This window comes from Chitinophaga ginsengisoli (assembly GCF_003014595.1).
Taxonomy (GTDB): Bacteria; Bacteroidota; Bacteroidia; order Chitinophagales; family Chitinophagaceae; genus Chitinophaga; species Chitinophaga ginsengisoli.
Map to the genome: position 1 here is coordinate 338,487 of NZ_PYGK01000004.1, position 22,149 is coordinate 360,635.

At 42.3% G+C, this 22,149-nt stretch carries 23 protein-coding genes and 2 tRNA genes; 18 read left to right on the plus strand and 7 right to left on the minus strand.

The features are described 5' to 3' along the window. Positions 1 to 13: 13 nt before the first annotated feature. On the minus strand, positions 14 to 1,258 hold the full coding sequence (locus tag CLV42_RS12285; RefSeq protein ID WP_170117483.1) for a WG repeat-containing protein: 1,245 nt from the start codon (positions 1,256 to 1,258) through the stop codon (positions 14 to 16). Between the two features lie 178 nt (positions 1,259 to 1,436). Here CLV42_RS12285 and CLV42_RS33895 point away from each other — a divergent pair, with 178 nt between their 5' ends. Beyond that, the gene (locus CLV42_RS33895; protein WP_170117484.1) at positions 1,437 to 1,685 is read left to right on the plus strand and encodes a hypothetical protein; all 249 of its coding nucleotides are present in this window, start codon (positions 1,437 to 1,439) and stop codon (positions 1,683 to 1,685) included. Positions 1,686 to 1,691: 6 nt separating this feature from the next. On the opposite strand, the gene CLV42_RS12290 is transcribed toward CLV42_RS33895, so the two are convergent. Next, entirely contained in the window at positions 1,692 to 2,921 is a 1,230-nt protein-coding gene (locus CLV42_RS12290) for a serine hydrolase domain-containing protein (protein WP_170117485.1), read from the minus strand. A 294-nt stretch (positions 2,922 to 3,215) separates the two neighbouring features. On the opposite strand from CLV42_RS12290, the gene CLV42_RS12295 reads away from it, so the two are divergent. After that, the gene (locus CLV42_RS12295; protein ID WP_106602214.1) at positions 3,216 to 4,211 is read left to right on the plus strand and encodes a zinc-dependent alcohol dehydrogenase family protein; all 996 of its coding nucleotides are present in this window, start codon (positions 3,216 to 3,218) and stop codon (positions 4,209 to 4,211) included. 303 nt (positions 4,212 to 4,514) lie between these two features. Here CLV42_RS12295 and CLV42_RS12300 read toward each other — a convergent pair whose 3' ends face one another. Then, positions 4,515 to 5,228, minus strand: a complete 714-nt coding sequence (locus CLV42_RS12300) for a 2OG-Fe(II) oxygenase (RefSeq protein WP_106602215.1) — start codon at positions 5,226 to 5,228, stop codon at positions 4,515 to 4,517. 221 nt (positions 5,229 to 5,449) lie between these two features. On the opposite strand from CLV42_RS12300, the gene CLV42_RS12305 reads away from it, so the two are divergent. The 12 genes from CLV42_RS12305 (at position 5,450) to CLV42_RS12360 (ending at position 13,658) form a co-directional block, all read left to right on the plus strand. Then, positions 5,450 to 6,343, plus strand: coding sequence for a helix-turn-helix domain-containing protein (locus tag CLV42_RS12305; protein WP_106602216.1), 894 nt, complete (start codon positions 5,450 to 5,452; stop codon positions 6,341 to 6,343). Positions 6,344 to 6,439: 96 nt separating this feature from the next. Further along, positions 6,440 to 7,282, plus strand: a complete 843-nt coding sequence (locus CLV42_RS12310) for an oxidoreductase (RefSeq protein WP_106602217.1) — start codon at positions 6,440 to 6,442, stop codon at positions 7,280 to 7,282. 33 nt (positions 7,283 to 7,315) lie between these two features. Then, the gene (locus CLV42_RS12315; RefSeq protein WP_106602218.1) at positions 7,316 to 7,843 is read left to right on the plus strand and encodes a hypothetical protein; all 528 of its coding nucleotides are present in this window, start codon (positions 7,316 to 7,318) and stop codon (positions 7,841 to 7,843) included. Further along, a complete protein-coding gene (locus CLV42_RS12320) occupies positions 7,833 to 8,084 on the plus strand; it encodes an Atu4866 domain-containing protein (protein ID WP_106602219.1) in 252 nt (83 codons plus the stop codon). Before CLV42_RS12315 ends, CLV42_RS12320 begins: the two co-directional genes overlap by 11 nt. A gap of 94 nt (positions 8,085 to 8,178) precedes the next feature. After that, positions 8,179 to 9,246, plus strand: a complete 1,068-nt coding sequence (locus CLV42_RS12325; RefSeq protein ID WP_106602220.1) for an NAD(P)H-dependent flavin oxidoreductase — start codon at positions 8,179 to 8,181, stop codon at positions 9,244 to 9,246. A gap of 91 nt (positions 9,247 to 9,337) precedes the next feature. Beyond that, entirely contained in the window at positions 9,338 to 9,922 is a 585-nt protein-coding gene (locus CLV42_RS12330; protein WP_106602482.1) for a TetR/AcrR family transcriptional regulator, read from the plus strand. Positions 9,923 to 9,985: 63 nt separating this feature from the next. Further along, positions 9,986 to 10,873, plus strand: coding sequence for an alpha/beta fold hydrolase (locus CLV42_RS12335; RefSeq protein WP_106602221.1), 888 nt, complete (start codon positions 9,986 to 9,988; stop codon positions 10,871 to 10,873). 192 nt (positions 10,874 to 11,065) lie between these two features. After that, positions 11,066 to 11,138 (plus strand) — tRNA-Gly (locus CLV42_RS12340). Between the two features lie 52 nt (positions 11,139 to 11,190). Continuing rightward, positions 11,191 to 11,276, plus strand: a tRNA-Leu gene (locus CLV42_RS12345). A 262-nt stretch (positions 11,277 to 11,538) separates the two neighbouring features. Beyond that, a complete protein-coding gene (locus CLV42_RS12350; RefSeq protein WP_106602222.1) occupies positions 11,539 to 12,294 on the plus strand; it encodes a hypothetical protein in 756 nt (251 codons plus the stop codon). Between the two features lie 284 nt (positions 12,295 to 12,578). Further along, positions 12,579 to 12,866, plus strand: coding sequence for a DUF6922 domain-containing protein (locus CLV42_RS12355; RefSeq protein ID WP_106602223.1), 288 nt, complete (start codon positions 12,579 to 12,581; stop codon positions 12,864 to 12,866). Between the two features lie 3 nt (positions 12,867 to 12,869). Continuing rightward, positions 12,870 to 13,658: a nucleotidyl transferase AbiEii/AbiGii toxin family protein gene (locus tag CLV42_RS12360; protein WP_106602224.1), complete on the plus strand. Its 789-nt coding sequence runs from the start codon at positions 12,870 to 12,872 to the stop codon at positions 13,656 to 13,658. A 40-nt stretch (positions 13,659 to 13,698) separates the two neighbouring features. Here the strand turns inward: CLV42_RS12360 and CLV42_RS12365 are convergent, their stop codons facing one another. The 4 genes from CLV42_RS12365 to CLV42_RS12380 all read right to left on the minus strand — a co-directional run bounded on the left by CLV42_RS12365 (position 13,699) and on the right by CLV42_RS12380 (position 16,265). Further along, on the minus strand, positions 13,699 to 14,421 hold the full coding sequence (locus CLV42_RS12365; protein ID WP_106602225.1) for a DUF2071 domain-containing protein: 723 nt from the start codon (positions 14,419 to 14,421) through the stop codon (positions 13,699 to 13,701). A gap of 48 nt (positions 14,422 to 14,469) precedes the next feature. Continuing rightward, on the minus strand, positions 14,470 to 15,027 hold the full coding sequence (locus tag CLV42_RS12370; RefSeq protein ID WP_106602226.1) for a dihydrofolate reductase family protein: 558 nt from the start codon (positions 15,025 to 15,027) through the stop codon (positions 14,470 to 14,472). A gap of 106 nt (positions 15,028 to 15,133) precedes the next feature. Next, a complete protein-coding gene (locus CLV42_RS12375) occupies positions 15,134 to 15,820 on the minus strand; it encodes an alpha/beta fold hydrolase (protein ID WP_106602227.1) in 687 nt (228 codons plus the stop codon). A gap of 88 nt (positions 15,821 to 15,908) precedes the next feature. After that, positions 15,909 to 16,265, minus strand: a complete 357-nt coding sequence (locus tag CLV42_RS12380; RefSeq protein WP_106602228.1) for a winged helix-turn-helix transcriptional regulator — start codon at positions 16,263 to 16,265, stop codon at positions 15,909 to 15,911. 92 nt (positions 16,266 to 16,357) lie between these two features. Between CLV42_RS12380 and CLV42_RS12385 the strand changes: the two genes are divergently transcribed. The 4 genes from CLV42_RS12385 (at position 16,358) to CLV42_RS12405 (ending at position 21,965) form a co-directional block, all read left to right on the plus strand. Next, positions 16,358 to 16,888, plus strand: a complete 531-nt coding sequence (locus CLV42_RS12385; protein WP_106602229.1) for an NAD(P)H-dependent oxidoreductase — start codon at positions 16,358 to 16,360, stop codon at positions 16,886 to 16,888. A gap of 236 nt (positions 16,889 to 17,124) precedes the next feature. Beyond that, a complete protein-coding gene (locus tag CLV42_RS12390) occupies positions 17,125 to 17,817 on the plus strand; it encodes a hypothetical protein (protein ID WP_106602230.1) in 693 nt (230 codons plus the stop codon). A gap of 26 nt (positions 17,818 to 17,843) precedes the next feature. Continuing rightward, complete coding sequence (locus CLV42_RS12395) at positions 17,844 to 17,951, plus strand: hypothetical protein (protein ID WP_245901638.1); 108 nt, start codon at positions 17,844 to 17,846, stop codon at positions 17,949 to 17,951. Between the two features lie 624 nt (positions 17,952 to 18,575). Beyond that, positions 18,576 to 21,965, plus strand: coding sequence for an RHS repeat domain-containing protein (locus CLV42_RS12405; protein ID WP_106602233.1), 3,390 nt, complete (start codon positions 18,576 to 18,578; stop codon positions 21,963 to 21,965). Positions 21,966 to 22,149: the final 184 nt, after the last annotated feature.

Below are 22,149 nucleotides of genomic sequence, written 5' to 3' on the forward strand. Positions count from 1 at the left end.
GTTGTTGAAGCAACTATTCCTTATATCCCGGGATGTAGACCTCTCCGGTTATTTTATCCATATAACCTCTCGTACCACTGGCTACCTGTATCAGTAATGCCTGGCGGTTTACGTCTTCGTCAATTACACGTGCCAGCACCGGCTTTTTCAGTTCTTTCATAGATTCAGCGGGGATTACACCGACCCTGTTACCCACTTTTGTTTCTACGAAAGCATAGTGGCCGATGTTGTCTTCCCGGTAGGTCACATCATCATAGATCAATGGGATAAGCACATTACCCTTCATATCGATCACACCTGCCTTTCCGTTTTTCACCGCTTTTATCTTACCTGGGTATTTAGCCAGCTGTGGGTGATAGGACATATACACCAGCGTTGTATATCCGTTGATGTCGATACTATCCAGCACTTTCGGATGCTGGAATATGCGTTCTTCCAGTGTGATCCGCCACTTTTCATTTGCCAGTTTATAAATGTGCAGGTCTTTTTTGGAGTCATCTTTCAGTCCGCCCTCACTGCTGGTTTTATCCATATCATCTTCCACTTTTTTCGCTGCTTTGGCAACTGCCGCCGATACCTGTTTACCCCGGGCGTCAAAATAAACGACACGTTCATCATCTGTGGTAGCTTTGATCAGGTCTTGTGTACCATCAGAAGCACCCTTTATTTCACTATAAGATGCGGGGATGATCTCTTTGCCGGTCAGGGCTTCTACTACACCGTATTTATCGCTGATGTTAACGATCACATAGTCCTTTAATGATTTTTCATCAAAGAATTCTGCGTCGTCGTAAGGGAATTTTTTAGAGACAGGTTCACCAGTGGTCATATTCACGATACCAACACTCCCTTCTTTTTTTGCGAGCAGCAGGTTAGCTGTTTTTGAGATGGGCGTCATACCGGGTAATTCAAATAGAAGCGTTCCTTTTTGCTTACCGGTGGATGGATCCAACAGAATGTATCCTTTCTGCACTTTAGCGATGGCCATGCCATTGGGAGATATAAAAGGAATATCAGTATAGGAGCAGGGGTATACAATTCTACCGGAAGAATGTATCACGCCCACTTTTTTATTATTCTCAACCCGGGCGTATTCACCTTCAAACAGGTGTATACTGTCGAATTGAGGTTCCATGACAACCGTGTGTTTTTTATTGGTGAGGCCCCATTTGTCTTTTTCAGCATAAGGATATAGGCCGTCCTGGGCATTGCACCATAAGCTGATCAGGAGAACAGGCAGGAAAAAGATGGTTTTCATAAAGTATAGGATTGGTGTTATGGGCAAATATAAAGTTTTTATGAATATATTCAGCTTCTCTTTAATGTGTTGTTGGTATGTTAAATTGTAGAAGGTATATTTGCGGCCGGAATTACAGCAAATGAAACATCTATCCGCTTTCGCAGGATGGGTAAGCCAGGTAATAAAAACTGTACAAATGAGAATTAGCGAACAGGCGTTATTAGTAATTGAGCAATTGAAACAGGCCGTTAGCGATACAGAAGTGGGAAGCATCATCTCTGCATTTGCAGAAAATACAGCGAACAACAGAATATATTTTGAGCGGCTTGAAACCTTCATTGATCGCATCTCTCCATTGGAATGCAATAGCCAGCAATGGCGCAATTTCAGGATTGCCCGGATCAGTATAGGCCGGCTCTTTCCGCTGGAAGCAATAAACGCGTAATGCGCGTTATTGTCTGAAGGCGGCCAGGATATGTCTGATCATATCATCCATGGATTTATTTTCTATCCATCTTACTACCGCAACAAGTTCATGACTAGGGTCTACGTAGATGAGGTTTGTACCATTACCGATATGTACAAAAGCATCTGCAGGGGCGCTGGGCAATAACTCTTTTCCTGTATTCAGGAACCAGTTCATATACCCATATGTGGGCTTTGCAGCAGTAGGTGTAAGGGATTGTTTTACCCATTGTTCGGAGATGAGTTGTTTTCCGTTCCAGTTCCCTCTGTGTAATGTCAGCAGTCCGAAACGGGCCATGTCATAGGCATGGATGAACATACCGCCTCCCCAGTGTCCGCCGCCACTGACAGATTGTACAGCAGCACCATCCAGCACTATCCAGGAATTACGGTAACCATTCCATCTCCAGGTATCAGAGGCGCCGATTTCGTCCATGATATTTGTTTTCAGCACCTGTGGCAATGGCTTACGCCATACGCTGGTAGCGGCGAGGGCCAGGGCGTTTACTCGCACGTCATTATATTTCCATACCGTGCCGGGAATATTCCGTTTTCTTGTCATCCATTCTGACGCATTTCCTTCTGGTCTGTCAGCCCAATCGGGTTTACCCCACAATGTACCTTCCCAATCGCTTGTTTGCCGTAACATGACATCCCAGGTGAGTGTACTGTTATGCGCGCCTGCAAAAGGATACAGCAACTGTGGTTGTCCCAGTTGTTCAGCGCCCGGGCCAATGGCTGCCGGATTATACACTTCAATGGGTGGCACATAATGTGACACGATATCGAGTACGCTGCAGATAAGACCTCTATCCACTGCCAGTCCTACGACTACAGAAAGAAAACTTTTAGTCACGCTATGTGTCATGTCAACACGTGTCGGTTCGCCCCATTCTGCCACGATATAACCTTTATACACAATCACGCCGGTAGCATCTCCTCTTGTTGAAAAAGGCCCGATACCCGCGCTGAAAGGCTCTTTTCCGAAACTCAGTGCCTGCGCGATCTCCATATTGCGGGGTGCTTTTGTCTCATTGTCTTTCGCGAATTGTATGGCAGCTGCCAGTTTTGCAGCGTCTAGTCCCATGTCAGCCGGAGCGCGATGCTGCCAATTATCTTTTGTGGGAAAATAGGCCGTGTTTTTACTGGTCTTCGACTGTGCGGAAAGCAGTGTGGTAGTACTTAACAGCAGGAGGGAAAGCAACAGGTGTTTCATGCAGGTAAGATAGTGATCTTTCTGATATGTTATATATCGTTAAAACACCGGGAGATTCGCGATATATGGTTATAATGTCATCTTGGCATTGGTTTTAAATTGCTGATGATCAATTAGTTAATGAATGGAACGCTTTTTAGTATAGAGAATGGCTATTACATCATTTGACGGTTCTTTTTGCCTGTCAGGCAGCATTTCCAACCTGTTCAACCAAAACTGCAGCTTCCGGATGGTGTGTCACGTAATTTGAGTTTATAAACAACAGATAGTAAAAAAGATTAACCGGCTAAGACTATGAAAAAAGATCACATGCACGCGCTCATTCTGGAGAATTATGGCGATCCGTTTGTATATGCACAAATAGACAGGCCCAGACCAGATTATGGTGAAGTACTGGTAAGAGTAAAGGCCAGTGGTTTAAATCCGCTGGACGCGAAAATTAAGGCAGGAAAGGCAGAACTTGTGGAGCAGCCATTACCTGCCGTTTTGGGGATTGATATGGCGGGCATCGTCATGGAAGTCGGCGAAGGTGTGACCGATTTTGCTCCCGGTGATAGGGTGTATGGCATGACCGGAGGAGTAGCCGGATTACAGGGTTCTCTGGCGGAGTATGTGGCAGTAGATGCGGAACTCGTTGCCAGGAAACCGGTAAACTTAACTATGCGTGAAGCAGCAGCTATCCCGCTGGGATTCATTACCGCCTGGGAAGGACTGGTAGATAAGGCGAAAGTATTTGCCGGACAGAAAGTACTGATACATGGAGGATCCGGAGGTGTAGGACAGATGGCGATACAGATTGCATGTGCCTTTGGCGCAGATGTATATGCTACGGATAATGATGGTAAGAAGGCAGTCATTGAATGGTTGGGTGCTACACATATCGACTATGAAACAATGAGCGTGGCTGAATATGTGGATAAGTACACCCGTGGTGCTGGTTTTGACATTGTGTTTGATACGGTAGGTGGTGTTACACTGGATGCATCTTTTGAAGCAGTAAAGTCTAAAGACGGACATGTGATCAGTTCTCTCGGATGGGGCTCACATAGTCTTGCGCCATTGTCTTCCAAAGGTGCAACATACTCGGGCATCTTCACATTACTGCCGATGCTGACAGGGATGGGAAGAGAACATCATGCAGCGATCTTAAGGGAAGCAACGAGAATGGCGGAAGCAGGTCAGATATTACCACTGCTGGATCCACGTCACTTCCATCTGCAGACCGCAGAACAGGCGCATACGCTGATTGTGAACCGTAGTGCGACAGGTAAGATTGTAGTGGAGATATAGGTCTAATTAGAATTATAGACAAGGGATCAGGTGTGGTTATTCGCATCTGATCCCTTTTTTGATTGGGGGCATCCCAACGTTTCCCCGGGATTATCGCCCCAACGTTCCCGGGGGGCAACCCCGCGTTACAAACGCCCCGGGGTTGAAACCCCGGGCTACAAACACCCCGGGGTTGAAACCCCGCGCTACAAACACCCCGGGGTTGAAAACCCGCGCTACAAACACCCCGGGGTTTTCAACCCCGCGCTACAAACAATGGGACTCCTATGGAGTCCTATTATGTTTTGTTAATGATGTTTTGTATTAGCTAAGGGCGTCGTGAAAAATGATGCCTAAGGTGTGTCTGTGGCCGCTATGTAGAGGGCTGACCCCATGTTTCATGTTTATCCGGTAATACCCGCGGCTGCCTTTTGCGGGTCTGAAGTTGGTCGTGAACAGCAGCATGTCGCCTCTTTTGGGTTGCATTACATTGGCCTTGGATTGAGCCCTGGGGATCTGTTCTGTCAATACAAATTCACCGCCTGTATAATCCTCTCCCGGCTCATTGAGGAATAGTACGGCTTGCATCGGGAACCATATATCGCCGTACAGGTCCTGGTGTAAAGTATTAAATCCGCCGATGCCATATTTTAATATCAGGATGGTGGGTTTATCCTGTTGTTTTTCCCGGCATTGCTGCTTCAATTCCTCATGTGTGCGGGGGAAGCGCTGTTCTATCTGCAATACTTCCATCCATTTATTGGCAATGGGCGCCAGGTGGCTGTATACAGTTTCTCTGATCTGTGTGATGAGATCCGGGAGGGGATACCGGAAGTATTTATATTCTCCTGCGCCGAAGCGGTAGCGCTCCATGGAGATCGTTTTACGATAAGTATTATCGGCATTATATGCAGTGATCAGTTCATCACATTCTTTCCGGCTGAGCACTCTGCTGACGAGCGCATATCCCTGCTCATGCATATGGCTGCTTACTTGCTGCCAGTCCTTTTCCTGCAGGCGTTCTATGATAGTCTTCATATCCTGTTTTTTGACAAAAGTAGGGCAGGAGGGCGCCCCGGAAAACCCGGAACTTGCTTTTCCGGAAGGGCATTGTTTGAATTTTACAAGTAACACTTTGTTTAGTGTAACGACCGGGAAAAATGGCAGGTGTAAATTTGTGGAAGGACTGATGAATATTTCGTAGCGTGGAATTTACCCCTTGATAGTTCAGATCATTTATTAAGTTAATAATGTAACTTATGCAAACACAAACGTTGGAAGAATTTTACCAGAGCAAGACGATAGCAGTACCCGCTAATCTAAAACAGGAAGTGGGGCATTTTAATGTGTTTACTTTAGAGGATCATTTGGGGGAAAATGCACCCCGTTATAGTCGCAGGGCATTTTATAAAATTAGTCTTTCCCGTGGTCACGGTTTCTATCACTATGCAGATAAGACAACGGAAGTGTCGGGCCCTACGCTGATGTTCTTTAATCCACACGTACCCTATACATGGAATTCAATATCCCGGGATACCACTGGCTTTTTCTGCATTTTTAAGGAGGGCTTTTTCTCAGAGAGGATGCGGGGGAGTATTAGCGATTTTCCCATGTTTGCGCGCGATGGTAAACCCGCCTATTTCCTGGATGAGAAGCAGTATGCGGAAGTGAGTGCTATCTTTAGAAAGATGGTGGAAGAGATCGGATCTGACTACGTGTATAAGTATGATCTGTTAACAAATTATGTGGCAGAAGTTATTCATTATGCATTGAAGTTAACTCCTTCAGAGAAATTGTATCATCAGAGTGATGCCAAGTCACGTATTACGTCTGTATTCACGGAATTGCTGGAGCGGCAGTTTCCCATCGAGTCGACTGATCAACGTTTTGAATTACGTTCTGCCAATGATTTTGCACGACAGTTATCTATTCATGTGAATCATCTGAACAGGGCAGTGAAAGAAACTACGGGGCGTACTACTACTGAACATATCTTTGAACGCCTTGTCAGTGAAGCTAAAGTATTACTGAAACATACGGACTGGAATATATCTGAGATCAGCTACTGCCTTGGATTTGAAGAGCCTGCGCACTTCAATAAGTTCTTCAGGAGACTGGTGGATACCACACCTTCTGCATATAGATCAGTATAGTTTTTACCAGATGTTTGAAAGAGATAAGTATCGCTTTGAAAGGTATAATGAGCGCACCTGTTAGTCGCAGTAACTTTGTATCAAACAAAAGAAACTATGGAACAGAAAAAAGTTTGGTTCGTAACAGGCGCCTCTAAAGGATTAGGCCTCTCTATTGTAAAACAGTTGCTGGCAAATGGTTTGCCCGTAGCAGCAACATCAAGAAGTATCGACGCGCTTAGTAAAGCAGTAGGCAGTGATGATAATTTCCTTCCACTCAGTGTGGACCTTACGTCAGAAAAAAGTGTGTCAGATGCTATTGATGCAACTGTTATGAAGTTTGGACGTATAGACGTAGTTGTGAATAATGCAGGATATAGCGTAGCAGGTGCACTGGAAGAGCTGACAGATGAAGAAAGCCGCGAGAACTTTAATGTGAATGTTTTCGGCGTATTGAATGTGATCAGGAAGGTGTTACCTTATCTGAGGATACAAGGTTCCGGGCATATTATCAATATTTCTTCCATTGCCGGATTCATTGGTACTTTCCCCGGTTTTGGTATTTATTGCGCTACCAAGTTTGCATTGGATGGACTGAGTGAAGCATTATCTGTAGAAGTGAAACCAATGGGCATACATACAACGATTGTAGGTCCGGGGTATTTCAGAACAGACTTCCTGACCGCTGATTCATTGGTTACACCAAAAAATATTATTGAGGAGTATACCAATGTTCGTGAAGCACTGCATGTACACCAGCATTCTTACAATGGTAACCAGCCCGGCGATCCTGAGAAAGGAGCAGCAGCTATTATCCGCATCGCGGGAGAACAACAGCCGCCGTTGCATTTATACCTGGGAGAAGATGCATATAACCTGGCTTACGCCAAAATGGAAGCGGTGAAGAATGAACTGGAAAGCTGGAAGGAATTGACGGTGTCAACAGGAGTGGAAGCGTAAGCAGCACTATCATTAACAATAATATGTTGCTTTATGGCAGATCGGGAAAGGTTTTACAGGCGTGGCGCCGATAGTCTGGAGGAAGGGAGTGAACATTTTGATGTATTAAGATGGGAGGAGGTGGTGCAATCGGAGCGCACGCATGTTAAAGCCTATCGCCCGGACTATTATAAGATCGGTCTGATAAGAGGAAATAATCTTTGCCGTGATGCTGATAGAAGTGTCGGTATTTCAGGAGCGACACTGGTCTTTTTCAATCCGCAGGTGACTTATGTATGCGAGACATTATCAGAAGAGCAGACTGGTTTCTTATGTATGTTCAGGGAACCGTTTTTTACAGAGAAGATGAAGGCGAATATCAACAGGTTGCCTATGTTCATGGCAGGCGGAGAGCCGTGCTGTTTGCTGACAAAGGAACAGGAAGGAGTGGTGAGTGGGATTTTTGGTCGTATGCTGGATGAGCTGTCTTCAGACTATTTGTATAAATACGATCTGTTAAGGAATTATGTTACTGAGTTAATTCATTTTGCACTTAAAAAAGGAAGGTACAATGGAAGATAACAACAAATATGTAGGGGTATGGGTAACTGCTGATGGTTATATCCGTCATGAGTTGTTGCCAGGAGGAAGATACGATGAAGCAAGAGGGAACAGGAAGAGTGCATACCAGGGAAGTTACAAGTTAACCGGAGATCATATCGATTATAAAGATGATACAGGATTTACAGCAGACGGGGATTTTCGTGAGGGGGTACTTTATCATGCAGGTATGGTACTTTACAGAGAGGAAAAGAGATCATAGCACAATAGAACAATCGACGATCCGGGCGGGTATCAGTAAGATGATATCCGCCTTTTTATTTGGTGTACTTTTATAATTCCCCAAAAGATCGTTTATGGAATGGAAAAACGAAATAACTGACTTACTGAAGATTACTTATCCTGTTATACAGGCGCCTATGCTTGGTACAACAACTCCGGAGATGGTAGCTGCTGTGGCAGAGCAGGGTGGATTAGGCTCTTTGCCTGTTGGTGGTTTATCGCCGGACAGAACAAGGGAGCTGATTCACAAAATAAAATCAATCACCGGAAAACCTTTCGCAGTAAATCTGTTTGTTAATGAGGTACCGGAATACAACCGCGATGATGCAGAAGCGATGCAGGACTTCCTGGAAAAGTTCAGCGCAGAAAATCAGCTGGTATTCGAGCGACAGTCGTTAGATGCTTTACGTTTTTACAACTATCGGGAGCAGGTGGAGATATTGATAGCCGAGAATATTCCTGTGATCAGTTTTACGTTTGGGATACCTGATGAAGAAACCATAGCCGCTTTTAAACAAAATGGCATTACGTTAGTGGGAACCGCAACCTGCCTGAAAGAAGCTGTATTACTGGAGAAGGCAGGCGTAGATGCCGTGGTGGCACAGGGGATAGAAGCAGGAGGGCACAGGGGAAGTTTCCTGGATGACGGGCCGCTGCCACAGGTGAGCACCTTTGTATTAGTGCCTGAGATGGTGGGGCGTATCGGTAAGTCTGTAATAGCGGCGGGTGGGATTAAGAGTGGCGTTACTATCAGGGCGGCATTTCAGCTGGGGGCGAAGGCGGTGCAGGTAGGGACAGCGTTTATTGCAAGCAATGAGAGTCTGGCATTTCCTTCCTATAAAACTGCTTTACAACGGGCACAGGCGACTGATAGTGCGGTGACCCGGGTTTATTCAGGCCGGTGGGCAAGGGGATTGAGGAATCAGTTTATGGATGCCGTGGAGGAGTCTGGTCTGACTATTCCGCCGTACCCGATACAGAATATTCTTACAGCTGGTTTAAGGGCTAATGCGCGGCAGGCAGACCGGAAGGAGTTCACTAATTTATGGGCAGGTCAGGCATCTGCAGGCGCTGAGATTCGTTCATCAGCAGATATTTTCACCCGGCTGATAGCGGAGACGGAAGCACTACACATTGTATAAATAGGTACGGAAATTCTTTTGAAATAAAAAGGCGGATATATTTTGTACTGATTAGTACAGTATGTATCTTCGTATTGTAAATGATAACAAGATGGCTGGAAGACCGAAAATATTTGACGAGCGGGAAGTAGTGGAAAAGGCGGTGGATGTATTCTGGACGAAGGGGTATGAAACTGCTTCTGCGGATGAATTGCTTGATGCCATGGGAATCGGTAAGGGTAGTTTTTACCTGGCATTTAAAGGAGGGAAGAAGGAATTGTATGAGAAATCATTAAGGCAATATGCTGACCGTTTTGACAAGCAATTGCTGCATGATCTATCTGTGAGTAAAGACCCGGTACAGCTGATTAAAGACTTCTTTATGGCCCTTGCAGATGATCCTAAGAGCAAACAGATGAAGGGGTGTTATATCGGGAATGCGCTGGTGCAGTTATCGGATGGAGATGTCGACACTAAATTGATTGCAGCTGAACTGTTAGGAAGTGTGGAAAGTATTTTCACAGATGTGATCAGGAAGGCACAGGAAGAGAAGAAGCTGAAGAATAAAGCAAAGCCGGAGGTGCTGGGGAAGTACCTGATCAATCTCTGGAATGGTGTGAATGTGACGAGGAGAAGCAATCCGGGGTATGAACATCTCAGGGAAGTGCTGGAGATGAGTTTGCAGGTGCTCCATTAAATTTTTTTATTCCTTTTTGTACTAATTAGTACATAATATCATAAGCAAATAAAATCTATCACAATGACAAAGAGTATTGATATTAACCAGGTGCAGTATAAAACACTGACCATTGAAGGACAGGAGATATTTTATCGTGAAGCGGGATCTCCGGACAAGCCTACGATCTTATTGTTGCATGGTTATCCGACGTCTTCTTTTATGTTCCGTAATCTGATGATCGCTTTGGGAGATAAGTATCACCTGGTAGCGCCGGATTATCCTGGTTTTGGTAATAGCAGCATGCCGCTGGTGAATCAGTTTGAGTATACTTTCGATCATATGGCTGAGATAGTGGATCAGTTTATTGTGGCGAAAGGGCTGCAAAAATACAGCCTGTATGTGATGGACTATGGTGCTCCTGTTGGCTACCGTATTGCGACCAAACATCCGGAGAAAGTACAGGCTTTGCTGGTGCAGAATGGTAACGCGTACAAGGAAGGGCTGTCTCCTTTCTGGGAACCGTTGTATGCATTCTGGGCTGACCCTGACAATGAGGAGAAGAGGAAAGTTGTAGCAGGGATGCTTTCTTTGGAAGGCACAAAATGGCAGTATCTGACAGGTGTTAAAGATCCCAGCAGGATCAGTCCTGATGCATGGCAGCACGATCAGAGTAAGCTGGATCGCCCGGGTAATGCGGATATACAGATGGCCATGTTTTATTCCTATAGGACAAACCCGGAGCATTACGCCGAATGGCAGCATTATTTCCGTACTTATCAGCCGCCAACGCTAATCACCTGGGGAGCAAATGACGAGATATTTCCTGCCAGTGGTGCGAAAGCTTATCTGAAAGATCTGCCTGCTGCGGAGCTGCATATACTGGATACGGGGCACTTTGCTTTGGAAGAGGAGGGGACGAAGATCGCTGGGCTGATAGACCGTTTTCTGACTGTGAATAATATCGCGTAACCTATATTGTACTGAATAGTACACAACATCCTTCTTCTGTTTCTTTACAGGAGAGGGATGTACATTTATAATTTTAAATAAATTTGAAAAAAAGTGGATGGCTTCGTTGGTTATTTGAAAACAAATCCTATCTTTGCAATCCCAACGAAAAAACAACGGGTTGTTGATCAGCGGGAAAGTTCTTCAATACAAGCGGAAGTAGCTCATTTGGTAGAGCACGACCTTGCCAAGGTCGGGGTGGCCGGTTCGAGCCCGGTCTTCCGCTCAGTACAAAGCTTCCAAATTGCCAGGCAGTTTGGATTTTTTGTTTACGGGATACCCAGGTGGTGGAATTGGTAGACACGCCGGACTTAAAATCCTGTTCTCCGCAAGGGGAGTGACGGTTCAACTCCGTTCCTGGGTACAAAGGAGCATGACGCTCGGAAAGAATTAAAGGCATCGCGAAGGCGGTGCTTTTTTTGTTACTACTCGGTGAGTTGGCCATTCTTGGATAACTCTCTCTCTCTCTCCTCATTTACTCATTAATATCAAAGTTAAGTAAAGAGCTTAACGCTATGTCCGCTCAAATTTTAGCAGTTCCAGGTATATAGCTAAAGATAAATCGTTGCAAAATATTAGTTTTATAACTAATTTAATTAGTTGAGTTTTGAATAAAATGACAATATATGAGTAGGCAGACATATACCTATAAAATTAATAAAGATAAGATAAGAGACAATTTGCTCCCAAGATTGAAAGATGAAAAGGATAATGTCAAATCCTTTTCTAATTATATTTTTAACAAAATAAACCCAGATAGATATCCTCCATTTGACCCTTTAGAAATTATTGAAACTTTACAAGGTAGCCATATAGACTACTACTCTGTTACTGCCTGGGGATTAGTTTTTGATTGGATATGGGATAACCATTATTCAGAAGACGGTTTTGATTCCCTTTTAGACCATCTAGGGTTTGAATCGATCTATGAACTTTACACCAAAGATAAATGCTGGGTTTATGTAAATCAGATACACGAGTTTGAAAACATGAATGATTTAGATCATGTATATCATGGCACGTACTTTCTATATACAAGTGATTTTTTTAAACATTATCTAAATTATCTGTTGATTTTACTAGGGAAAATAAGTGTGGATGCTCAATATAAGGGCCGTCGCGCCTATTTTTCAGAGACTGAATTACCCCTTAACGATAATGACATAGATGACATTTTAGATGAACAAACAAACCAGGCCTTAATCTGGATCAGGGAGGATAATGAACGCGAGGATATGATTGAAGGCAAAGAGTCGAACTATGGCAGATCAAGAGATAGAATGCATTATTATGTTGCACCAGAAATGTTTTTCCATATAAAGGAACTTCAAGAAACATTACGACATTATGATGGAAATATTTTTATTTACGATAGTCAATGATCTCCATGGTAACCCGGATTTATTTGTGTGTTACAACTAAAAGAGTTTAAATAACGGACGAAATATTGGATCCTATTTGGTATGAAACCGCCTTCCGTAAAGCCGGTTAACTAATGAAATTGCAAATGATTGCTGGAAAATCATTAAAATTCAGCAAATCCCGAACAAACTGGTTAGATAATTGTCCGTTCCAGAGTACAGAAAGAGCAGACGATCAGAAAGAATTAAAGGCATCGCAGAAGCTGTGCCTTTTTTGTTTTTGGCTTATTTAGTAACTTCATCGTGTGAATAAGTCCATTAAAATATCATCTGTTTTTCCTAAACACTTGTTTTGGGATGTAAGGATGGAGCAATTAGATGCTGAGGTAGATCAGGATTTAATTATTCCGAGAGCTCTTTTCATGACAGATGAACAATCCTTTATTCACGATATCGAAAAATTAGAGTTGATTTATTCAAACGCTGAAATTATTGATACACTCAAAACAACTAAAGAACGAATCAGTAATAAGGTTTGTGAAATGGTTGCTCATAGATACCATATACCCGTATTCCGCAGATATTCCAATTAATATATGTTAGATGATCAATTTGAGCAAGCCCTTTCACAAGAGCTTGTAGATGCCATTGTTGAACTTCAATCTTTACCAAGCCTTTCTGCATTTGCTTTGGCAGGAGGTGCGAGCCTGGCTCTTCGATTCAATCATCGCAGGTCAATCGATATTGATTTATTCTCAAATCAGGCAGTTGGTAAAGCTGGGTTAGAAACTATTATCTCAGAACTTAAAACATTCTATGGGAATGACTTAATGCATTTAGAGATTATTGATCCGGAAGCGGGAGATCAATTTTATTTCCTAAGGGCATTTATCCGAAAATCTAAAGAGTTAATAATTAAAGTTGAAGTAATTCAAAATATTGCCATCCTGGATCCTTTTGAACAATATAATGGAATTCGAACGCTGTCCCTTAGAGATATCGGACTTTTGAAGCTGGTAAGTGCAAGCAACAGAAAAGCCAAGAAGGATATCTATGATCTGGACTTTATTACAGAGCAAATTGAATTGTCCGGTCTTATGGTGATGTTAGAAGAAAAACAAAATAAATATAAAGAGGATACTTTTAAATCATTATTTGATTTGGACAGGGAGCATAGCCCTGTTGAGGATATTAACTTATTGCTCGCATTTGATGAGGTAGATTATACTGCATTGCCTCGTAGACCTAATCACTCGCATGATTTAATCGATATCTTACCTGCAAGTAAAAATTGGAGATTGGCGCGTAGCAGCTGGCGCAGAAAGGTGATAAATTTAATGCGTATGCGCGGTATGCAACCACCGCCCATAAAGCCGGTTAACTAAATAAACTGCTGGTCACTTGGCCCAAAATAAGGGAGTACGTTTACCGAATTATAGCGCTTAAGTGAGTTTCAGCGTTCCATTCATGCTCAATGTTGGTCATTAACAGCGCATTGTCAAAAGCTACTGAGCCTTTGGGAAAAATAGTTTCATTTTCAAAAAAGCTCGATTTTACGTTTAGTACCTCAAGTGGTCGGACTGCCCATTTAAAGGTATTTAATCTGAGACCTTCAAATTTGGCTTTATTAGGCGAATATCCCAGGTCGCCACTCCGAAAAAAAGCAGACGCGTTATCCAGGGTCTCAAAAACAGATTTGTTGCTGAAGGTAGTCGTTTCAATCGCGTCAATCAGTGTTTCTGTGCCATCTGAGCTAATAAAGTCTATATGATAATTCCCGCTTTCCTCTTTCACATTGAATTTTGCATGGTAATGTTTGCCCGGAAATAGCCTTCCGCCTACCAATGCGTTGAATCTCAGGGATGTATCCCTGCGGGGAATATAAACACCTGTCTTAGTTTCGCCGTTTTCATCCCATTCAACTGCGATTCTGTGCGCTCCATTTTCTGAATGTAGTCCCATAAATGAAGGTAATCCCTTAGGCTTTATATTTTTCAGTCTGATCAGGCAAATACCAACCATTGCTTTTCCCTTATAAATTTTAGGCCTAAACGGAAAGGGGATAATTTTCTCTACAGCTTTTGGATCCGCAGTAAAGTTTATTAAAATTCGACGGTCAATATATCCGTGTATTGTCGGGATTTTCATTGGAGCTTAAATATATTCGCTAATATATATACTAATATGGTTTTTCCCTCACTGTTTCAAATAATGAAGAGCCACACATCCGGATTTAAAACTTATGGTATCGACCAGCTTTAAATCAAGTTTTTCCTGAAGGCTTCCGGCCTCGAGCAATGGTCTTCCCTTTCCTACGATTCCGGGATGGATAACCAGCTTAAACTCATCGATAAGGCCAGCTGCAATCAATTCTGGCAGCAAGCTTACGCTGTCAACCGCAATTTTTTTACCGGGCTGTTGTTTGAGTTTCAAGAGTTCTGCTGCAGGGCTGCTACGGATAATCCGCGTATTTACATTCACGTCATCATTGCTCAATGATCGTGAAACAACAACGTTATCGATAGCACTAAGCCTTTGAGCAAATTTATTTTCACCCGCTGTGCCGGATTGATTTTTCGCGACATCGTTCCAATAGGGAAACATGAGCTGGTACATGACACGGCCGAAAAAGAACAGGTCGACGTCATCCATCATTGCTGTAAAATAATCCATCAGCTCTTCACTTGGATTAAAAGCAGTGTGATCGCAATAGCCATCTACGCTAATGTTTATACCGAACGATACAGTTCTCATGTTATTAGTTTTTATTTTTCAAGCCTATATGCCAAAAATAAGTGAGGCACTGGATATTATGAGGGGCTTTTGTGACAAAAAGGAGGGGCATTGGGGACAATGTTATTTAACTATATTTATCTTCTAGCCTATATAAAATATCAACCAATCTATCTGGACATTCTTTCATCACATTATGCCCGCAATGAATTGTTTCAACATTCCAATCGGGAGAATCTTTGAGTTCCGCATATTGTTTAACGAAGGGGCTTTGTTCCCATCCACTGAGGTAGATGAATGTACGATTAAGAATTCGTTCATAACTCCCATTCAAGCGTAAACTTTGCATGAATGTAGCCAGGGGATGTGGTCTTCTTCGATCATCTGCTCCCGGTGGAACTGCAACAGTAAAGCCATCATTACCTGCCCCAGTTACAAAACGATCCCGATATACTTCACTGGTAAGACTCCAGCAGGAATCTCCATCTTTAGGAATATAAGCATCAATGTAAACAAGTGCATGTATTCTCTCCGGAATTTTATCTGCTACACCTGTAATAACCAAGCCGGCATAACTATGACCGCATAAGATTGCGTCAGTGATATTCTCTTTTACGAAAATGTCTGTTACGAACTGAATATGGGTATCTAAATTTATTATCTTGTCTTGTTTCTCCGGTTGCGCTTCAAGACCTGGTAAGGTTAACGAAATACATTTTTTCCCTTGCTGCACCAGTTTGTTAGATATTGGATCGTAAGCCCAACCACCGTGCCATCCTCCGGGAACAAAAACATACGTTTTTTCATTTTTCATAATTTGCAAGATAAACAAAATAAAACGGCGTTGACCTGCTGGCAGACCCTAAGCCGGGTGTTGAAATTGCTTTGTCAGGGAACTTCTTTTACTTCAACTTCTTATGTTTCTCTCCCCATTTCTCCAGGTGTTTAATAACATCTTTCAGCTCATACCCAATCGGCGTCAGCTCATATTCCACCTTTGGTGGCACTCCCGCATAAACAGTCCGCGTCACAATCTTATTCTCCTCTAATTTGCGCAGTTGCAACGTTAGCATTCGCTCAGTGATGTTGGGCAGTAATTTGCGTAATTCTCCAAACCTGAGTTTTCCGTTTATCAACCAGGAACAAATAGCCAAAGCCCATTGTCCGCCGATAATGTTAGCGGCATATACCTCTGAGCATTCATCAGATAAGGCTTGTTTGTTGGCAAAGTTGGTGGATGTTTCTTTTACCTTTGACATACTGACATTTTTTATAGTACCGCACAATGGGTCGTTGATGCGCCAAATTTAGGCTAAGCACTTTAATATTGCGACCAGAAAATTTTAATGAGATGAAAACATTGATAATCGTTACCCATCCCGACATTAAAGGCTCGGCTGTTAACAGAAGATGGATTGAAGAGCTTAATAAGTATCCTGAAAAATATGTCGTTCATCAATTATATGAAGTGTATCCTGATGAAAGAATTGATGTGTTGGCAGAACAAAAGCTGGTTGAGCAGTATAACAAGATCGTGTTTCAATTCCCTTATTATTGGTTCAATTGTCCTTCGCTTTTCAAAAAATGGTTAGATGAGGTGTTGACTTATGGCTGGGCCTATGGCAGTAAAAGCGGTTACAAAATGTCGGGAAAGAAAATTGCACTGGCCATGTCAGTAGGAGTGGATGAGCATGAATATAGCCGATCAGAAAGATACAAATACACCTTGACTGAATTAACACGTCCTTTCGAATTAAGCTTTGAGTATGTTAAGGCGGATTATCAGCCACTTTTTGCGTATTACGGGATTGAGTTAAATTCCTCAAAGGAATGGATTGAGAGAAGCGTTCCTCTATACCTGGATTTCCTGAATGCTTTATAAAGAATGATATTCCAAAGTAAGGGATCGATAATGTGTTGTCTGATATCTTGAAATATATAACTATTAAAATAAATAGTAGTGTTACGTGGAGACGCTGTTTATTGGTCTATCCCCGCGAATACAGTGCAGCGGCATGTTTTATGTTTGCAGGACCCTTTTATAACAATTATTTCACATTCAGGTTGTTGCATGAATCATGCCACCAGACTAATTTTCCTGTTTAAACTATTCATTTTATGAAACATGCTTTATTGTTTGCAGGACTTTTCATGACACTCGCTGTGCATGCGCAGAAAAGGTCCTTGACAGAATATCCAGGTACTTATAAATTGGGTACGGGAGATGCCGCAGAAGATGCAAAAGTGGAGTTGAAAGAGGACAAATTGACTATCACTGGTACCAGAGGTAGTGCTGATCTCAGTATGCAAAAAGCCGATACTTTCTCTGTGGATGAATACGGTGGTGAAGTTATCTTCCTCCGTAATTCCGCTAAAAGAATTTCAGGTATTAAAGTAAATATCCCTGCGGGTAACATCGATGTGGAGGGAGTCCGTGTAGAAGATCTGACAGAATATGTCGGTACCTATAAATTGGGCGTTGGCGATGATGCGGATGAGGCAAAGGTAACTTTGAAAGATGGTATCCTTACCGTTAGTGGTCGTGCCGGCAGCGCAGATCTGAGCCGTCAGAAAACGGATACCTTCAACGTAGAACAGTATGGTGGTCAGGTAATATTCAAACGTACTGGTAATAAGATATCTGGTATCAAGATTGATATTCCTGCAGGTAACATAAACGTAGAAGGGGAGAAGGTTGAATCCAAAGATGCGGCATACGTACAACCTGCGGCATATAAGAAAGTTAATCATACTCCCTTTGTAAAACAAGGGCAAACCGACCTGGAAGCACACAGGGCGGTTGTGGGTTGATGCCTTGCAATACAATGTTATCATTTATGAATGCTGTAAAACTGGGCGTAAATACCCTGGAAATGGACTGTGTCATTTCCAGGGATAGCCTGGTACTGATCTCACACGATCAGTTCATGGATTTCAACCGGTAATCTGGGCCAGGTTGTCTTTCTTGTCAGGGTATCGCGTCCACATATTTTGGGTTTGGACGTTTCCTGCAATCAACCCTTCATAAAAACTTAAAAACTTTGCAATATACATTGCCTAATACAACCGCCTGGGATAGACGCAGGTTTTCGTTTTCATTTACATATTTGTAATGAACTCCCCAATAAATTTCATTAAAAGATTGAGGCTCTTTGTTTTCTATATCGACGTCGAAAACTGGGAAAAGACTCTCATCAAACTGAGTTTTGTCTTTAGATGTGTCATACAGCGCTTCGAGCTTATTGCCTGCAGGTAACAATCCTTTTAAATCTTTGTAGGCAATGATTTTTAAATTGCTTTCGCGAAGCCCTTTACTACAACAAATGTGTTATATAGTATTTCTTGTTATAACACTAAATTTGTACATATAGAATATATTAGATTCCCTATATGCCTATTAATATTGTTTTCCCTTATAGTGGCTATAAATCCTGTATCTTCTTAATGGTTTAATGGAATTAACTTTTAATCTGGTGTTCCGAATTGTCCAATTCTGACTCCGGAGAAAGGTAATCGTATATCTGCAAATGTTCTGAACAATAAGTCTCAATAATAAAGTGCGTCAAATAATGTACTACGGTAAAAAGGCAAAGTCAAGGGGATGGAAACATGTTCTCCTGTTTATTCTTATTTTTTCCACAACTAAACTAAGGGCGCAGGTTGGCCCGGCTACAGGGGCAGTGGATCTCAGCATTCCGTTGTATAGCTACAGCGATGGGGATAAGCTTTCATTAAATGTAAATGTTGCTTATACAGCTGGAAATGGTGTGAAGGTAAATGAATTAGCTTCGGAAGTAGGTCTTGGATGGAAGTTAAACACCGGGGGATCCATTAGCAGGATTGCGATGGGGAAGCCTGACGATCAGTACGGAAACCTTGGGATCAATAAAATAGGTACCGGAAGAATGTATGCGCCTTATACGTCGCTGCTGACAGACTGTTATAGTGATATTGCAAAACTAAAACGGGAATACAATGGATGGGACAGAGAGGCGGATATTTTTACTTTTAACTTTAGTGGCGGTTCGGGCAGCTTTGTAATAGGCCGAAAGAAATCAGGAGACACGGAATACCCGATAACAGTACTTGGTGATTCAAAAGTGAAAGTAAGGTTGTTTGAAGAGGATATGTCATCATCAAATATCATTACAAGAATTACAAAGTTTGAGATAACTACTGAAGAAGGTATCCAATATACTTTTAGTGATAAAGAGTTGAGTGAAGTATTCACAACGGATAGGGATGAAGCTGTGAGTCCACCGCCACTTGAAGGGTCAATTATAATAGTACGGCCGGGAGATCCGGTTCCGGAATCCGATCAGGTGACCCTTACTCCCTATCACACTGGCAAATATATTGTCAACAACTGGTATCTGACAGAGGTTAAGAATCCACGGACACTAAAGGCAATCAATTATTTTTATAATAGCTATAATGTAGACTATCCCTATCTCAACCTGCCGGTAAAAACTGCTACGCTGAATGCAGCTAATGAGGTTGATAATATTAACTATACAGTTATAAATCAACAATTTGCGGCAGTTAGGAAGCGCTTATCAAGCATATATGCGGGTGGTAATGCAGTAGTGACCTTTACTTATGACAATACAAGGCAGGACCTCCCGGGGGAGCCCGCTCTGACAGAGCTGAAAGTAGTGGCACTTGAGGATGACGCGGTGATAGCCAATTACAAATTCAACTACCGGTATCATAATCTGGCTCTTTTTATGGACTATGCAGCTGCACCTTCAGCAACATCTACCACAAAAGCCAATCTCCGATTGTCTTTAATGTCCATTGAGAACATTATGGGTGGGACTCCGAAACCTTTCATGTCTTTTGATTACAAGCCTGGACTTGTACCGGGACGGGGAAGTATGTGGCAGGATATGTACGGCTATTTCATAGGTGTATTCGCGTACGGGCGTAACCTGGAAGATTTCTTTAATGATCAGTACAGGTTACCTGCGGCCTCTAATCCGCTGTCATCCACTGCCAGGATGGGTGCACAAATTGGAATGCTTGATAGGGTTAATTATGCAGCGGGAGGGTACCTGCAATATAATTATGAGAATAATAGCTACTACAGCAATGGCACGGAACAATATTATGGAGGAGTGAGAGTTGCCAGTTCGACGTTGTACGATGGGATAGACCATGCTAATGACCAGGTGGTTACCTATAAATACAGGAATGCTGATGGCACCTCGTCCGGTACAGGATATGAAACAGCGCTGTACACGAAAGATAATTCATCTTACTATGTGTCTACCGGAACTCACCTGGCCAGCAAAATTATCTATTATGCAGTTAATAGTGCCGTCTATTCTTATTCTGGTAGCCCTGCTATGAGCATGGCTATTCAGGGATCGGGTTTACTTAAACTGATAGATGATATTATTTCCTTTTTCATAGGCAACAAGGCAGAGACAGTTACCTATAATACACGTTCATGGGCGGCTTATCCCTTATTTCAAATAAATCCGCTCCCATTTTTTTACAGCAGGGTTGAAATCATACAAGGTACAGACGCAGTTAACAAAGGAAAAGTGGTATACCAATATACGAACTTCGGTGACCGGGAACCATTTACCACTAAACTGAATCCTCCTTATTCTGGTGCACAGCGTGTTCAGAACTGGGCGCTAGGGTTGCCAAGAAACATTACCACATACAATGCCGGGGGTAAAGTTGTAAAGGATGTTTTTAATGAATATAAATTCATCTCAAGGTTATTCGTTGATTCCGTATTGGTTTCCTGTAAATGTGATGAATACAATAGTGTATCACCATGGACACTGGAAGATGATTTGAGAAATAAGATCAATTTTTATTCAGAAACTTATTATCCTGTTACAGGAAGAGCAGAACTGGTAAAAGTAACGGAACGATTTTTTGATCTGAATGGAAATATTAAAACAAATGTTGTCAATTATGAGTATGATCCCAATTATTACAATTTAAGGAAAGTAACGACATCAACAAGCATGAACGAAACCATCGAGAAAAGGATTTATTATCCTTACGATTATAGTTCTAATACAGTTCTTGCTTCTATGGTCAGCAATAACCAGATCAATACTCCTGTTGCTACTGAAAACTGGATAATAAATGGTACGGAACGAAAGATGATAGATGGAACATTCTCTGATTTTGCAGTGCAGTCCAACGGAGATATTTTCCCATCATCTTCCTACCGGTTTTTTAGTAATAAACCAATTGCAGAAAGTGCTATTGGTGTGTTTAATGGTGTATTGAACAGGGCGCCTGCCTATTTTAAAGAAGATGTCAGATATGCATACGATATTTTTGGCAACGTATCCCAGGTCGAGACAAAAGGAGCGGTCAACAGCTATGTTTATGATTATTGGCGTAGAATGCTGGCGCTCACGACGAATGCGGCTTATTTGGAAACTGCCTATACCGGATTTGAGCGATCTGTAAACGGAACATGGCAATATTCGTTGGCCGGTATGGCCATAGATGGAAGTAATTCCACTATACAAACCCCTAAGCCAATGACCGGTACTTATTATTATAAGCTTACCAACAGAACCATTACCAAAAGCGCAACGGGTCTTATAGCAGGAAAGAAATATAAGATAAGCTACTGGGTAACAACAGGACCAATTGCACAGGATCCGCAGCCCGTCACTCTGAATTACGCCAATACGTTTAAAAAGCTTAATACGTATAACGGATATACCTATTTTGAACACGAGTTTACGATGGGTACATCAGATATTGTTCTTTCGGGATCTATTACGCTTGACAATCTACGTCTGTATCCGTCTGATGCCACCATGCAAACCTATGACTACGACAATAAAGGGAATGTTATTTCTTCAATAGATGCAAACAACAAGATATTAATTTATCAGTATGACAGTCAGAATCGTCCTGCCAACTTGTTTGACCAGTATAGCAATATGCTGAAGCACTATGAGTATAACTATTGATTGATGTTCCTTAATTAATGAGATTAGTATGCGATTTATAAATAAAGCTATTTTACTCCTTATATCTGTTTGGTGCGTTTTTCTTTTAAAATCAGAGGCGCAGACTATAAGCGTCGATCCAGGTACAATTGCCCAGGAAAAATCTGTTTTTGTAAAAGGGGATATTATCTATATAAAGAATATC